Genomic DNA, 13,528 nt, shown 5'->3' on the forward strand with positions numbered 1-13,528 from the left:
TGCCGCCTGGAAATCCCACGGTGGCGCTGCGCTTACTGTGGCTACGGTTATCTGCCGCCTGGAAATCCCACGGTGGCGCTGCGCTTACTGTGGCTACGGTTATCTGCGGCCTGGAAATCCCACGGTGGCGCTACGCTTACCGTGGCTACGGTATTTGCAGTCAAGTAGCCCGGCTAAGGCGCGAGCGCCGCAAGCCGGGAGTCATAACGCTTTATTACACGTCTTCCAGCGAATAGGGCAGCGGTTCGATGCGCAGGCTTCCGGCATCGTCGCGCACGCGGAAGATGCTGTCCGGCTCCATATCGTTATTCATCACCACCTGCACCAGCAACTGGCCATCATCCAGCTGAACCGCCGCAAGCACCGTCCCGGTGCGGCGCCAGTTGTCGCCCATTTTCAGCTCCAGATCTTCCCCCGCTTCCGGCACCCGGCTGGCGGTCCCTGACAGCGTCCACAGCGCACGCTTATTGGCGCCGCGGAATTTCGCCCGCGCCACCATCTCCTGACCGGTGTAGCAGCCTTTCCTGAAGCTGATACCGCCCAGCGCCTGCAGGTTGGTCGCCTGCGGAATGAACTGCCCGCTGTTGGCGCTGTCGATAACCGGCAGACCGGCTTCAATATTCAGCGCCAGCCACTGCTGGCTGTTATTGAGCTGCGCTTCGCCGCGCAGCGCATCGGTAACGCGATTGGCGGTGTCGACATCAGTCACCAGCAGGAAGCGTTCACCTGGATGTTCAAACCACAGCAGGCTGGTGGCGCCTTCGCTGACCACCGGGGCGGCCGCGTCGGGCAGGGCAGCGAACAGCGGCGCCAGCGCGGCGCGCGCCTGGAAGCCGGCCACCCCCAACAGAACCAGATCGTCGTTGGCGGCGATGGTGACTTTAGAGAAGACGGCATATTTTTTCAGTTCGGTCAGCTGTACGTCGCGCAGGCTGCGGCGCTCGATCCATGCGAAGCCGCCGTCGCGGCGGAATACGCGCAGATTGCTCCACATCTTGCCTTTGGCGTCACAGTGGGCGGCAAGCAGATGCTGAGCATCGGTGAGATTGCTCACATCGGCGGTAATCTGCCCCTGCAGATATTTTTCGCTATCCGGCCCGCTAATCGTCGCCAGCGCCCAGTCATCCAGGGTCATCAGCGTTAACGGCAGACGAGCGGAAGAGGAAGGCTGACGCGGAGGAAAAGGTGTAAAAGCCATAGTCATATCCTGAATCGCTTAACGCAGTGTGTGTGACCAATGGTAAAAGAGCTATAGTGCATTGCAAGTGCTTTCAACAGGCCATTTGTGCGCTGGCGTGAGACAGCCGCCTGACGCAGGGAATCAATAAGCCCATCATTATTTTATGGTTTTTATGGAAGGATGCTCGCATTCAGCGATATTCCTGTAAAGTTACGGCAGAAAACGGGTTAAACTAACCTATATTTTGCTGCTGGAAGGTCAACATGGACATTAACAATAAAGCACGTATCCACTGGGCATGCCGCCGCGGGATGCGCGAACTCGACATCTCCATCATGCCGTTCTTTGAGTATGAGTACGATACCCTCAGCGACGCTGACAAACAGCTGTTCATTCGCCTGCTGGAAAACGACGATCCGGATCTGTTCAACTGGCTGATGAACCACGGCAAACCGGCCGATGCGGAGCTGCAGCGGATGGTAACCTTAATTCAGACACGGAATCGGGAACGTGGTCCTGTGGCAATCTGATCTCCGTATCTCCTGGCGCGCGCAGTGGTTTTCCCTGCTGCTCCACGGCGTTGTGGCGGCGCTGGTGCTGTTGGTTCCCTGGCCGCTAAGCTACACCCCGATCTGGCTGCTGCTGTTGTCGCTGGTAGTGTTTGACTGCGTACGCAGCCAGCGGCGGATCCATGCCCGTCGCGGAGAGATAAAACTGCTCACCGATTCCCGTCTTCGCTGGCAAAACGCCGAATGGGAGATCCTCGGGACGCCGTGGGTCATCAATAGCGGTATGCTGCTGCGTTTACGCCATGTCGATACCCGGCGCGGGCAGCATCTGTGGCTGGCGGCGGATAGCATGGATGCCGGAGAATGGCGCGATCTGCGCCGGCTGGTGCTGCAAAAACCGGCGCAGGAGTAAGCGGCGTCAGGAGAAGTGTTCGGCCATTTCGCCGAGGATCTGCTCGCACCAGCTCTGGATGCGCTCGTCGCTCAGGTCGTACTGATTGGTTTCATCCAGCGCCAGGCCAACGAACAGTTGGCCATCGGCGATAACCGGTTTTGGACTGGTGAACTCATAGCCTTCGGTTGGCCAGTAGCCGACAAACTTCACGCCTTTGGTCGCCAGCTTGTCGTGCAGCATGCCCAGTGCGTCAAGGAACCATTCGCCATAGCCCAGCTGATCGCCCATGCCGTACAGTGCGACGATTTTGCCTTCCAGGTCCAGGGTATCCAGTTGCTCCCAGACCGCCTCCCAGTCTTCCTGAATTTCGCCGAAATCCCAGGTCGGGATGCCGAGGATCAGTACGTCGTACTGGCTCATCAGCGCGGGGGAATCGTCTTTCAGATTGTGCAGCGTCACCAGCTCAGGGCCGATGATATCGCGGATTTTCTCCGCAGCCATTTCGGTATAGCAGGTACTGGAGCCGTAAAAAAGACCTATATTCATCGCGTAAACGTCTCAATTCTTGCCGTGAATTGCGCCTAGTGTACCAGAAAGGCGGCCTCTTAAGGCATAATGAGACCCTATAACGAACAAAGAGGCCGATGTGAAACAGGATCTGGCACAAATCGAACAGTTTCTCGATGCCCTTTGGCTGGAGCGGAATCTGGCGGAGAATACGCTCAGCGCTTACCGTCGCGATCTGACGATGTTAGTCGAGTGGCTGCACCATCGCGGCCTGTCGCTGGCCAGCGTCGGCAGCGACGATCTGCAGGCGCTGCTGGCTGAGCGGCAAACCGGCGGCTACAAAGCAACGAGCACCGCACGTCTGCTCAGCGCCGTGCGCCGGTTCTTCCAGCATCTGTACCGGGAAAAAATTCGCCCGGACGATCCCAGCGCGCTGCTGGCTTCGCCGAAGCTACCGCAGCGGTTGCCGAAGGATCTCAGCGAGGCGCAGGTTGAACGTCTGCTGCAGGCGCCGCTGGTGGAGCAGCCGCTGGAGTTACGCGATAAGGCGATGCTGGAAGTGCTGTATGCCACCGGCCTGCGCGTCTCGGAACTGGTTGGCCTGACGATGAGCGATATCAGCCTGCGTCAGGGCGTGTTACGGGTCATTGGTAAAGGCAACAAAGAACGGCTGGTGCCGCTGGGTGAAGAGGCGGTAATGTGGGTAGAAAATTACCTCGAATATGGTCGCCCGTGGCTACTGAATGGCGTGGCGTCGGATGTCTTATTTCCCAGCCAGCGCGCACAGCAGATGACGCGTCAGACCTTCTGGCACCGCATTAAACACTATGCCGTCCTGGCGGGGATCGACAGCGCGAAACTCTCCCCGCACGTATTACGCCATGCCTTCGCCACGCATTTGCTCAATCACGGCGCCGACCTGCGCGTGGTGCAGATGCTGTTAGGACACAGCGATCTCTCCACCACGCAGATCTACACCCACGTGGCGACCGAGCGTCTGCGACAACTTCATCAACAGCACCACCCGCGGGCGTGAGTGCTGAACAAAAGGACTGAGTATGAAAAAAGGTTTATTGATGTTCACTCTGCTGGCAGCCTCGCTTTCCGGCGCGGCGCATGCCGATAGCGCGGCGATCAAACAGTCGCTGGCGAAGCTGGGTGTGCAGAGTACCGATATCCAACCGTCGCCGGTTTCCGGGATGAGCACGGTGCTGACCGACAGCGGCGTCCTGTACGTTACCGACGATGGCAAACACATCATCCAGGGGCCGATGTACGATGTGAGCGGCGCGCAGCCGGTCAACGTCACCAACCAGTTGCTGGTCGGTAAGCTGAACGCGCTGAGCAACGAGATGATTGTCTATAAAGCGCCGAAGGAGCAGCACGTCATCACCGTCTTCACCGATATCACCTGCGGCTACTGCCATAAATTGCACGAGCAGATGAGCGACTACAACGCGCTGGGCATCACCGTGCGCTATCTGGCCTTCCCGCGCCAGGGGCTGCAGAGCCAGGCCGAGCAGGACATGAAGGCCATCTGGTGTGCGAAAGATCGCAACAAAGCGCTGGATGACGCCATGAACGGCAAAGGCGTGCAGCCGGCAAGCTGCAATGTGGATATCGCCAAACATTACACCCTCGGCGTGCAAATGGGCGTCAACGGCACCCCGGCGATGGTTCTCAGCAACGGTATGGTGTTGCCGGGCTATCAGGGGCCGAAAGAGCTGAAAGCGTTCCTCGACGAGCATAAAAAACAGACAAGCGGTAACTGATTCGCGTGAAACAACAGATACAACTACGCCGCCGCGAGGCGGTTGACGGCGTCGATCTCCCTGCCGACCTGCCGCCGCTGCTGCAGCGGCTGTATGCCAACCGCGGCGTGCGCAGCGCGCAGGAGCTGGAGCGCAGCGTCAAAGGCATGCTGCCGTGGACGCAGCTCACCGGCGTTGAAAAAGCGGTTGAAATGCTGCATGAGGCTTTCGAGAAAGGGTTACATATTGTGGTGGTCGGCGATTTTGATGCCGACGGCGCCACCAGTACCGCCCTTAGCGTGCTGGCGCTACGCGCGCTGGGCTACGGTAACGTCTCCTATCTGGTGCCCAACCGTTTTGAAGACGGCTACGGTTTAAGCCCGGAAGTGGTCGATCAGGCGCACGCTCGCGGCGCGCAGATGATCATGACCGTTGATAACGGCATTTCGTCACATGCCGGTGTCGATCACGCCCATGCGTTGGGCATTCCGGTGCTGGTGACCGATCACCACCTGCCGGGCGAGACGCTACCGGCGGCCGAGGCCATCGTTAACCCTAACCTGCGCGATTGTGACTTCCCGTCGAAATCACTGGCCGGGGTGGGGGTGGCGTTTTATCTGATGCTGGCGCTGCGTACTTTCCTGCGCGATAAAGGCTGGTTCGACGCCCGCGGCATAGCCGCGCCGAACCTTGCCGAGCTGCTGGATCTGGTGGCGCTGGGCACCGTCGCGGACGTCGTGCCGCTGGATGCCAACAACCGCATCCTGACCTGGCAGGGGTTAAGCCGCATTCGCGCCGGCAAATGTCGGCCAGGCATTAAAGCGCTGCTGGAAATTGCCAACCGTGACCCGCAAAAACTGGCGGCCAGCGACCTCGGTTTCGCCCTTGGGCCGCGCCTCAATGCGGCGGGGCGGCTGGATGATATGTCCGTCGGCGTGGCGCTGCTGCTGTGCGATAACATCGGCGAAGCGCGCGTGTTAGCCAATGAGCTTGATGCGCTCAACCAGACGCGTAAAGAGATTGAACAGGGGATGCAGGCCGAAGCGTTGACCCTGTGTCAGCAACTGGAACGTAGCAGCGACACCCTGCCTGGCGGGCTGGCGATGTACCATCCGCAGTGGCATCAGGGGGTGGTCGGCATTCTGGCATCACGCATTAAGGAGCGCTTCCATCGCCCGGTTATCGCTTTTGCGCCGACCGGCGACGGCACGCTGAAAGGTTCCGGCCGCTCTATTCAGGGGCTGCACATGCGCGATGCGCTGGAGCGCCTGGATACGCTCTATCCGGGACTGATCCTGAAGTTCGGCGGCCATGCTATGGCGGCGGGTTTATCGCTGGAAGAGGCGCGCTTTGAGGAGTTTCAACAGCGCTTCGGCGAACTGGTGACTGAGTGGCTGGATCCCGCATTATTGCAGGGCGAGGTGGTCTCCGACGGCCCGCTGGCGGCGACGGAGATGAGCATGGAAGTGGCGCAGATGCTGCGCGATGCCGGACCATGGGGGCAGATGTTCCCGGAACCGTTGTTTGATGGCCGTTTTCGCCTGCTGCAGCAGCGGCTGGTGGGCGAGCGTCACCTGAAAGTGATGGTCGAACCGGTTGGCGGCGGCCCGCTGCTGGACGGTATTGCTTTCAACGTTGATACTTCCATTTGGCCGGACAACGGCGTGCGCGAAGTGCAGTTAGCCTACAAGCTCGACATCAACGAGTTCCGCGGCAACCGCAGCCTGCAGCTGATCATCGATCACCTCTGGCCAAATTGACAACAGTGTATGAATAAGGGCGCGAATCCGGTAGAATTCCGCTCTTATCACCGCATTTTGACAAATCCATTAAAAGAAACCGACCATGTTTGAAATAAATCCGGTAAAAAACCGCATTCAGGACCTCACGGAGCGCTCCGACGTTCTTAGGGGGTATCTTTGACTACGATGCCAAGAAAGAGCGTCTCGAAGAAGTAAACGCCGAGCTGGAACAGCCGGACGTCTGGAACGAACCTGAACGCGCCCAGGCGCTGGGTAAAGAGCGTTCTTCTCTGGAAGCCATTGTGGATACCCTGGATCAGATGTCCCAGGGGCTGGAAGACGTGGCTGGTCTGCTGGAGCTGGCGGTTGAAGCCGAAGACGAAGAGACCTTCAACGAAGCGGTTGCTGAGCTGGACGGGCTGGAAGAGAAGCTGGCACAGCTTGAGTTCCGCCGCATGTTCTCCGGCGAATACGACAGCGCCGACTGCTACCTCGATATTCAGGCCGGTTCCGGCGGCACCGAAGCCCAGGACTGGGCCAGCATGCTGATGCGCATGTACCTGCGCTGGGCGGAAGCCCGCGGCTTTAAGACCGAAATCATCGAAGAATCCGAAGGTGAAGTTGCGGGCATTAAATCCGTGACCATCAAAATCATTGGCGATTACGCCTACGGCTGGCTGCGTACGGAAACCGGCGTTCACCGCCTGGTGCGTAAGAGCCCGTTCGATTCCGGTGGCCGTCGTCATACCTCCTTTAGCTCGGCGTTCGTTTATCCGGAAGTGGATGACGATATCGATATCGAAATTAACCCGGCCGATCTGCGTATCGACGTTTATCGCGCATCCGGCGCCGGTGGACAGCACGTTAACCGTACGGAATCCGCGGTGCGTATTACCCACATTCCGACCGGGTTGGTGACACAGTGCCAGAACGACCGTTCGCAGCACAAGAACAAAGACCAGGCCATGAAGCAGATGAAAGCGAAGCTTTATGAGCTGGAAATGCAGAAGAAAAATGCCGAGAAGCAGGCGATGGAAGACAACAAGTCCGACATCGGCTGGGGCAGCCAGATCCGCTCTTACGTGCTGGACGACTCGCGTATTAAAGATCTGCGTACCGGGGTGGAAACCCGCAACACTCAGGCGGTGCTCGACGGCAGCCTGGACCAATTTATCGAAGCAAGTTTGAAAGCAGGGTTATGAGGAACCAACATGTCTGAACAACAAGCACAGGGCGCTGACGCGGCAATTGACCTTAATAATGAACTGAAAACCCGCCGTGAGAAGCTGGCCGCGCTGCGTGAGCAGGGCGTCGCTTTCCCGAACGATTTCCGTCGTGACCATACCTCTGACCAACTGCACGCTGACTTCGATGCGAAAGAAAACGAAGAGCTGGAAGCGCTGAACGTTGAAGTGGCCGTTGCTGGCCGCATGATGACCCGTCGTATTATGGGTAAAGCGTCTTTCGTTACCCTGCAGGACGTTGGCGGCCGCATTCAGCTATACGTCGCGCGTGATGACCTGGCGGAAGGCGTTTATAACGACCAGTTCAAAAAATGGGATCTTGGCGACATCATCGCCGCCCGCGGTAAGCTGTTCAAGACTAAAACCGGCGAGCTGTCCATCCACTGCACCGAGCTGCGTCTGCTGACCAAAGCCCTGCGTCCGCTGCCGGACAAATTCCACGGCCTGCAGGATCAGGAAGCGCGCTATCGTCAGCGTTACCTCGATCTGATCTCCAACGATGAATCTCGCAACACTTTCAAAGTGCGTTCGCAGATCCTGGCGGGTATTCGTCAGTTCATGGTTGGCCGCGGCTTTATGGAAGTGGAAACCCCGATGATGCAGGTGATCCCGGGCGGTGCTTCCGCGCGTCCGTTCATCACCCATCACAATGCGCTGGATCTGGACATGTACCTGCGTATCGCGCCGGAACTGTACCTCAAGCGTCTGGTGGTTGGCGGCTTCGAACGCGTCTTCGAGATCAACCGTAACTTCCGTAACGAAGGGATCTCCGTTCGTCATAACCCAGAGTTCACCATGATGGAACTCTATATGGCATACGCGGATTACAAAGATCTGATCGAGCTGACCGAATCCCTGTTCCGCACCCTGGCGCAGGACATCCTCGGCAACACTGAAGTGCCTTACGGCGACCAGGTGTTCGACTTCGGCAAGCCGTTTGAAAAACTGACCATGCGTGAAGCTATCAAGAAATACCGTCCGGAAACCGAGATGGCGGATCTGGATAACTTCGATTCCGCGAAAGCGATCGCTGAGTCCATCGGCATAAAAGTTGAGAAGAGCTGGGGTCTGGGCCGTATCGTGACCGAGATCTTCGAAGAAGTGGCGGAAGCGCATCTGATTCAGCCGACCTTCATCACCGAATACCCGGCGGAAGTTTCTCCGCTGGCGCGCCGTAACGACGTGAATCCGGAAATCACCGACCGTTTCGAGTTCTTTATCGGCGGCCGTGAAATCGGTAACGGCTTTAGCGAGCTGAACGACGCTGAAGATCAGGCGCAGCGCTTCCAGGATCAGGTTGATGCGAAAGCCGCCGGCGACGACGAAGCGATGTTCTACGACGAAGACTACGTCACCGCGCTGGAACACGGCCTGCCGCCGACCGCTGGTCTGGGTATCGGTATCGACCGTATGGTCATGCTGTTCACTAACAGCCACACCATCCGCGACGTGATCCTGTTCCCGGCGATGCGTCCGCAGAAATAATCGCCCTTCGCGAAATACAAAAAACCCGGCTTGCCGGGTTTTTTTATGTCTGATGTGAGGGCCGAAGCCTGACGTAGTCCGGCTCAGTGCAGCGCAAGCCAGGGGATCCCGGATAGCGGTATAAACGCCTTATCCGGGCTACGCAATGGCGCAGAACCGTAGGCCTGTGCAAGCGTAGCGCCGCCAGGCATTAATGACAGGCACAGGGCTGCGCCTGGCCTGGAGAATAGTCAGCTTACCCGCGCAGACGCGCAACGAAATCGATCAGCGCCTGGCGGGCGTCCTGGTTTTCCGCTTCCAGTACCATCCACGGGCTAAACGCCCACGGCGTGGCGGCCAGCGCGCTTAACATCGTTGCCAGGTCAACCCACTGATAATCCATGACTTCATCGTCGTTAGGCTGCACTTGGCTGACCACGCGCGCGGCATACACCGGGCACACTTCGTTCTCAACGATGCCGTTGGGGGCGACCGCCCGGTAGCGGAAGGCCGGGTGAACCGGCGCGATATCGGCGATCTCCACGCCGAGCTCGAAGCGGCAGCGGCGCGTGACGGCCTGCTCGAAGGTCTCGCCCTGCTGGGGGTGTCCGCAGACCGAGTTAGTCCACACCCCGGGCCAGGCTTTTTTGCCCAGCGAACGACGGGTGACCAGAAACTGACCCTGCTGATTAAACAACCAGCAGGAAAACGCGAGATGTAAAGGGGTATCAAGCGTGTGGGCGGCATACTTCTCCAGCATACCGGCAGGTTGATCCTGCTCATCCAGTAAAATGACGTGTTCCCCGGCCATGACGACTCCTGAAAATAAAAAATGACCCGGCACAAACCCGCCGGGTCATGTACTCAGGCCACTAGGGTAGCCCATAAATGGGAGAAAGGCATTACCAAAACAAGCCCTGGAGGCTGGTCTGCGAGCGGCAGCCTGGGACTGCGGGGCGTGCCCTCCACGACGTGCGGTATGAACGTGAATCTTTCCGTCGCTGGCCGAACGTGATGCCAGAGGGTCATCTGTTAGCCTTCAGGGATGACGCCCTGCGCCGCGGGCTGGTATGATATTCGCCCTGATTGCGAGGTAAGTGGTTGTGTTAAGTGCAGGATGCCTGATGATGAAACGCTTTTATATGACACTGATGCTGGCGACAAGCCTGGTGCTGGCCGGTTGCTCCAGCACCTCCGACTCCGGTGCCACCTACACCGTCAAACGTGGCGATACCCTGTACGGCATCTCGCGCACCACCGGCACCAGCGTTCGCGATCTGGCTCGTCTGAATAACATCTCCCCGCCTTACACCATCGAAGTGGGGCAGAAGCTGAAGCTTAACGGCAGCAGTTCGTCAAAGACGACGAAGAAAAAATCTTCCTCTACGCGCACGGCGGCGGTCACCCCTTCATCTGCGGTACCTCAATCCTCCTGGCCGCCGGTGGGACAGCGCTGCTGGCGCTGGCCGACCAGTGGCAAAGTGGTCCTGCCTTATTCCACCGCCGATGGCGGCAATAAGGGCATTGATATTGCCGGGACCCGCGGGCAGCCGGTGTATGCCGCCGGGGCGGGCAAGGTGGTGTATGTCGGCAACCAGCTGCGCGGCTATGGCAACCTGATCATGATTAAGCACAGCGAGGATTACATCACCGCCTACGCCCACAACGATAAGCTGATGGTGAATAATGGCCAGAGCGTGAAGGCCGGCCAGCAAATTGCCACCATGGGCAGTACGGATGCCGACTCTGTGCGCCTGCATTTCCAGATCCGCTATCGGGCCACGGCCATCGATCCGCTGCGCTATCTGCCGCCGCAGGGCAGTAAACCTAAGTGCTAAAAGGTTATTTTATCGCCAGTCAGCATCTGGCAGGCTTGTCACAGGGTGCGTAAGGGCTATAATGCTTCTCGCACCTCTTCGCGGGCGTAGTTCAATGGTAGAACGAGAGCTTCCCAAGCTCTATACGAGGGTTCGATTCCCTTCGCCCGCTCCAAACTCCAGTCTCCTGAAGTCTACCCAACTCAATTTTCCCTTGAAAAATCAGCGGTTATAGCTTTCTGTCAGTCTATTGAACTCCGACGGAGGACTCCACTTTGGTTGCGGGATCAGCGTTTTGCGCTGCTGGCGCTGGAGTAGTCGCGTTTAGTGATATTTTCGCATTTATCCTGTTTCCGCAGGATGAGTAATTTTACGCAACCGGCTCGCGCTGACGATGACCGATACCGCAGAGGCCGCGGCAGCGCTCCACAGCGCAACATGAATTGACCTTTCATCTGCTGCCAGCAGAACGGCTACGGCGGCGGCTCCCAGGCACTGCCCGAAAGTGCGCATAATGGATAAAACACCGGACGCATAACTCGCGTGCTCACGAATAACGTTTGAGAGCATTTCCCGGTTATTGGGACTCTGAAAGCAGCCAAACCCTATTCCGCACACCAGACTTCGCAGGCATATATCCCACATTGAAGGGCCGGCGGGTAACGTCGCCAGCAGGATCAAACCGACGACAAAAATCACCAGCCCCAGGGTGGATATCGCCGGGGCTGATATCGTGTCCGCCCAACGGCCTGCATGCGGCGCAATCAGCACGATCCCTAACGGCCACGGCGTAAACAGCAGGGCAGACACTACCGGACTGTAGCCGTATTCGCTCTGAAACAGGAAGGGCAGCGCAATAAAGGTGATCCCCTGGCTGACAAAAGCAATCATCGACGTGAAGGCCGCGAGGGTAAAACGTTCATTTTTAAACATGGTCGGCGGCAGTAAGGGATGATCCGTGCGGCGGATTTGCCAGATAAAAGCCATGCCGCTCAGCGCAGCGAGAGCCATCCAGCAAAGGCTGCCGAATTGATAAGTAGCGTCCTGTAGGCTGTTCGCCGCCATGATCGTCGAACCCAACAGCAGCGCCGACAATATGGCGCCCACGGTGTCGAAGGGCGCCTGCATACGGATCGCATCCCGCGGCAGCGCTCTGACCGCCAGCAGTAAGGCGAGGGTGCCGGGAAGAACGTTTATCGCAAACAGCCATTGCCAGCTAAGGGTGTGAAGGATCGTACCGCCCAAAACCGGGCCGATAGCGGAGCTGGAGGCAATGAGCAGGGCATGGAACCCCAGAATGCGGCCAAGTAATCGTCCGGGAAATACGGACCTGAGTATTGCGGGGGCAATACTCAGCGTCGCCGCGCCGCCGATCCCCTGAAGCACGCGCATACCGATAAGCACTTCGGGCTTATTCGCCAGCGCGCAACCCAGTGATGTCAGGGTAAAGGTCGTCAGGCCCGCCAGAAATACGGGGCGATAACCCAGACGGGCCGCAAGCGCCGCGAATATCGCCAGCGTCATCGCAGCCGCCAGCAGATACCCGTTGGCGAACCAGACGGCAATACTGGCAGGTACCTGCATCTCCTGAGCCATTGAGGGCAGGGCAATGTTGATCATGGTGCCATCAAACACGCCCATTAAGGTGGTGGTCATTATTGCGGCCATCACCCGTGCACGCGCCGGGCCAGGCAGTCCTTCGTCGCCGGGTTGGCTGGAAAAGAGCGTCATCATTTGTCCTCTGAGAAGAGTGTATGGATGACAAAACTATAAAGATGGCTTTTACTGGGCGGAAGGCGCACTACTTTCACTTTATTGTTGCATCAAACGCCTTATCTTAATGTGCTGGGAGGAAGGGTAATGTCTGATCCCGATTTTAATTTGCTGGTAGCACTCGACATATTGCTGAGTGAAGCGAGTGTCGCAGGTGCGGCACGTCGTCTGAACCTCAGCACCTCGGCCATGAGCCGGACGTTAAGCAGGTTACGCGATGTCACAGGAGACCCGATCCTGGTGCGCGCCGGGCGTAACATGGTACTGACCCCGTGGGCCGAAGCGACCCGGGATCGCGCCAGGCGTGCAGTGCACGAGGCCAGGGCGGTATTGCAGCCCTCAATGGAAACGTTCAGCGCGAGAAGTCTGGCGCGTCTTTTTACCATCAGGGCAAACGATGGTTTTGTGGTGGCGTTTGGGCCTGCGCTCATAGCAGCGGTTGCCGACGCCGCGCCGGACGTCTGTATACGCTTCGCGCCTAAGCCGGAAAAAACGTCGCGCTATCTTCGGGAAGGGCTGGTTGATCTGGAGATTGGCGTTCAGAGTAATATGGGGCCAGAAATACGGCTGCAACGACTGTTTGAGGATCGGTTTGTTGGCGTCGTGCGTAAAGGGCACCCGCTGGCTAAGCAGGCAGAAATAGGCGTGGGTGATTATGTCGCCTGGGGCCATGTGGTAGCGTCACCCGATGGCGCGTTGCACGGATCCGTCGACGATGCGCTGGCCGAACTGGGGACAAAACGTAAAATTGCGAGCGTCGTACCGGGATTTCCGACAGCCCTGTCCGTGGCGCTGGAATCGGATCTTATCGCCATGATACCCGCACTCTATTTACTCAATCAGCAGGTAACGGACCAGGTACATGTTTTCGAGCTGCCGTTCAAAAGCCGTCGTATTACGGTATCGCAGATGTGGCACCCCAGAATGGAACGCGACCCCGGTCACCGCTGGCTGAGAGAGCAAATTCTTGCGATATGCGGTGTGGGGAGGTCAGTCATGACTAAGGAGCCTGTATAGCGATTGCTATAACATCAATTTATATTAAATGAATAATTCAAATTATTGATATTTAATATAAAAAATAAAGCGAAGTAGCGGTGTAGTAGCTAAATTGAGATGTCCATCTCTGACCAAATAGACATGTCCG

At 57.9% G+C, this 13,528-nt stretch carries 13 protein-coding genes and 1 tRNA gene; 10 read left to right on the forward strand and 4 right to left on the reverse strand.

The genetic code is table 11. The features are described 5' to 3' along the window. Positions 1 to 214 precede the first annotated feature (214 nt). Positions 215 to 1,198: a tRNA-modifying protein YgfZ gene (gene ygfZ, locus NKJ21_RS08410; protein ID WP_008806428.1), complete on the reverse strand. Its 984-nt coding sequence runs from the start codon at positions 1,196 to 1,198 to the stop codon at positions 215 to 217. Between the two features lie 245 nt (positions 1,199 to 1,443). Here ygfZ and sdhE point away from each other — a divergent pair, with 245 nt between their 5' ends. After that, on the forward strand, positions 1,444 to 1,710 hold the full coding sequence (gene sdhE, locus NKJ21_RS08415) for an FAD assembly factor SdhE (RefSeq protein WP_002916312.1): 267 nt from the start codon (positions 1,444 to 1,446) through the stop codon (positions 1,708 to 1,710). Further along, the gene (locus NKJ21_RS08420) at positions 1,691 to 2,101 is read left to right on the forward strand and encodes a protein YgfX (protein ID WP_002916310.1); all 411 of its coding nucleotides are present in this window, start codon (positions 1,691 to 1,693) and stop codon (positions 2,099 to 2,101) included. Before sdhE ends, NKJ21_RS08420 begins: the two co-directional genes overlap by 20 nt. A 6-nt stretch (positions 2,102 to 2,107) precedes the next feature. Here the strand turns inward: NKJ21_RS08420 and fldB are convergent, their stop codons facing one another. Next, the gene (gene fldB, locus NKJ21_RS08425) at positions 2,108 to 2,629 is read right to left on the reverse strand and encodes a flavodoxin FldB (RefSeq protein WP_008806427.1); all 522 of its coding nucleotides are present in this window, start codon (positions 2,627 to 2,629) and stop codon (positions 2,108 to 2,110) included. A 100-nt stretch (positions 2,630 to 2,729) separates the two neighbouring features. On the opposite strand from fldB, the gene xerD reads away from it, so the two are divergent. The 5 genes from xerD to lysS all read left to right on the forward strand — a co-directional run bounded on the left by xerD (position 2,730) and on the right by lysS (position 8,812). Continuing rightward, the gene (xerD, locus tag NKJ21_RS08430; RefSeq protein WP_008806426.1) at positions 2,730 to 3,626 is read left to right on the forward strand and encodes a site-specific tyrosine recombinase XerD; all 897 of its coding nucleotides are present in this window, start codon (positions 2,730 to 2,732) and stop codon (positions 3,624 to 3,626) included. 22 nt (positions 3,627 to 3,648) lie between these two features. Further along, entirely contained in the window at positions 3,649 to 4,362 is a 714-nt protein-coding gene (gene dsbC, locus NKJ21_RS08435; RefSeq protein ID WP_008806425.1) for a bifunctional protein-disulfide isomerase/oxidoreductase DsbC, read from the forward strand. Positions 4,363 to 4,367: 5 nt separating this feature from the next. Then, complete coding sequence (recJ, locus tag NKJ21_RS08440; RefSeq protein WP_111460188.1) at positions 4,368 to 6,101, forward strand: single-stranded-DNA-specific exonuclease RecJ; 1,734 nt, start codon at positions 4,368 to 4,370, stop codon at positions 6,099 to 6,101. A gap of 85 nt (positions 6,102 to 6,186) precedes the next feature. After that, positions 6,187 to 7,285 (forward strand): peptide chain release factor 2 gene (gene prfB / locus NKJ21_RS08445; RefSeq protein ID WP_012540595.1). Its coding sequence is split into 2 segments (ribosomal slippage): positions 6,187 to 6,261 and positions 6,263 to 7,285, totalling 1,098 coding nucleotides; the frame shifts between segments, so codons are not numbered across the junction. A 9-nt stretch (positions 7,286 to 7,294) separates the two neighbouring features. Then, positions 7,295 to 8,812 (forward strand): lysine--tRNA ligase, encoded by a 1,518-nt coding sequence (gene lysS / locus NKJ21_RS08450; RefSeq protein WP_008806422.1) that lies wholly within the window; start codon positions 7,295 to 7,297, stop codon positions 8,810 to 8,812. Positions 8,813 to 9,047: 235 nt separating this feature from the next. Here the strand turns inward: lysS and idi are convergent, their stop codons facing one another. Continuing rightward, entirely contained in the window at positions 9,048 to 9,602 is a 555-nt protein-coding gene (idi, locus tag NKJ21_RS08455) for an isopentenyl-diphosphate Delta-isomerase (protein WP_032733796.1), read from the reverse strand. A 313-nt stretch (positions 9,603 to 9,915) separates the two neighbouring features. Here idi and actS point away from each other — a divergent pair, with 313 nt between their 5' ends. Next, the gene (actS, locus tag NKJ21_RS08460; RefSeq protein ID WP_072125660.1) at positions 9,916 to 10,629 is read left to right on the forward strand and encodes an amidase activator ActS; all 714 of its coding nucleotides are present in this window, start codon (positions 9,916 to 9,918) and stop codon (positions 10,627 to 10,629) included. An 80-nt stretch (positions 10,630 to 10,709) separates the two neighbouring features. Beyond that, a tRNA-Gly gene (locus NKJ21_RS08465) sits at positions 10,710 to 10,783 on the forward strand. Between the two features lie 167 nt (positions 10,784 to 10,950). On the opposite strand, the gene NKJ21_RS08470 is transcribed toward NKJ21_RS08465, so the two are convergent. Then, positions 10,951 to 12,339 carry an MFS transporter gene (locus NKJ21_RS08470; RefSeq protein WP_254732861.1) on the reverse strand — a complete coding sequence of 463 codons (1,389 nt, stop codon included), beginning with the start codon at positions 12,337 to 12,339 and terminating at the stop codon, positions 10,951 to 10,953. Positions 12,340 to 12,468: 129 nt separating this feature from the next. Between NKJ21_RS08470 and NKJ21_RS08475 the strand changes: the two genes are divergently transcribed. Beyond that, entirely contained in the window at positions 12,469 to 13,398 is a 930-nt protein-coding gene (locus tag NKJ21_RS08475) for a LysR family transcriptional regulator (RefSeq protein WP_110197622.1), read from the forward strand. Positions 13,399 to 13,528: the final 130 nt, after the last annotated feature.

The organism is Klebsiella sp. SWET4, from assembly GCF_024296565.1.
Classification (GTDB): domain Bacteria; phylum Pseudomonadota; class Gammaproteobacteria; order Enterobacterales; family Enterobacteriaceae; genus Klebsiella; species Klebsiella variicola.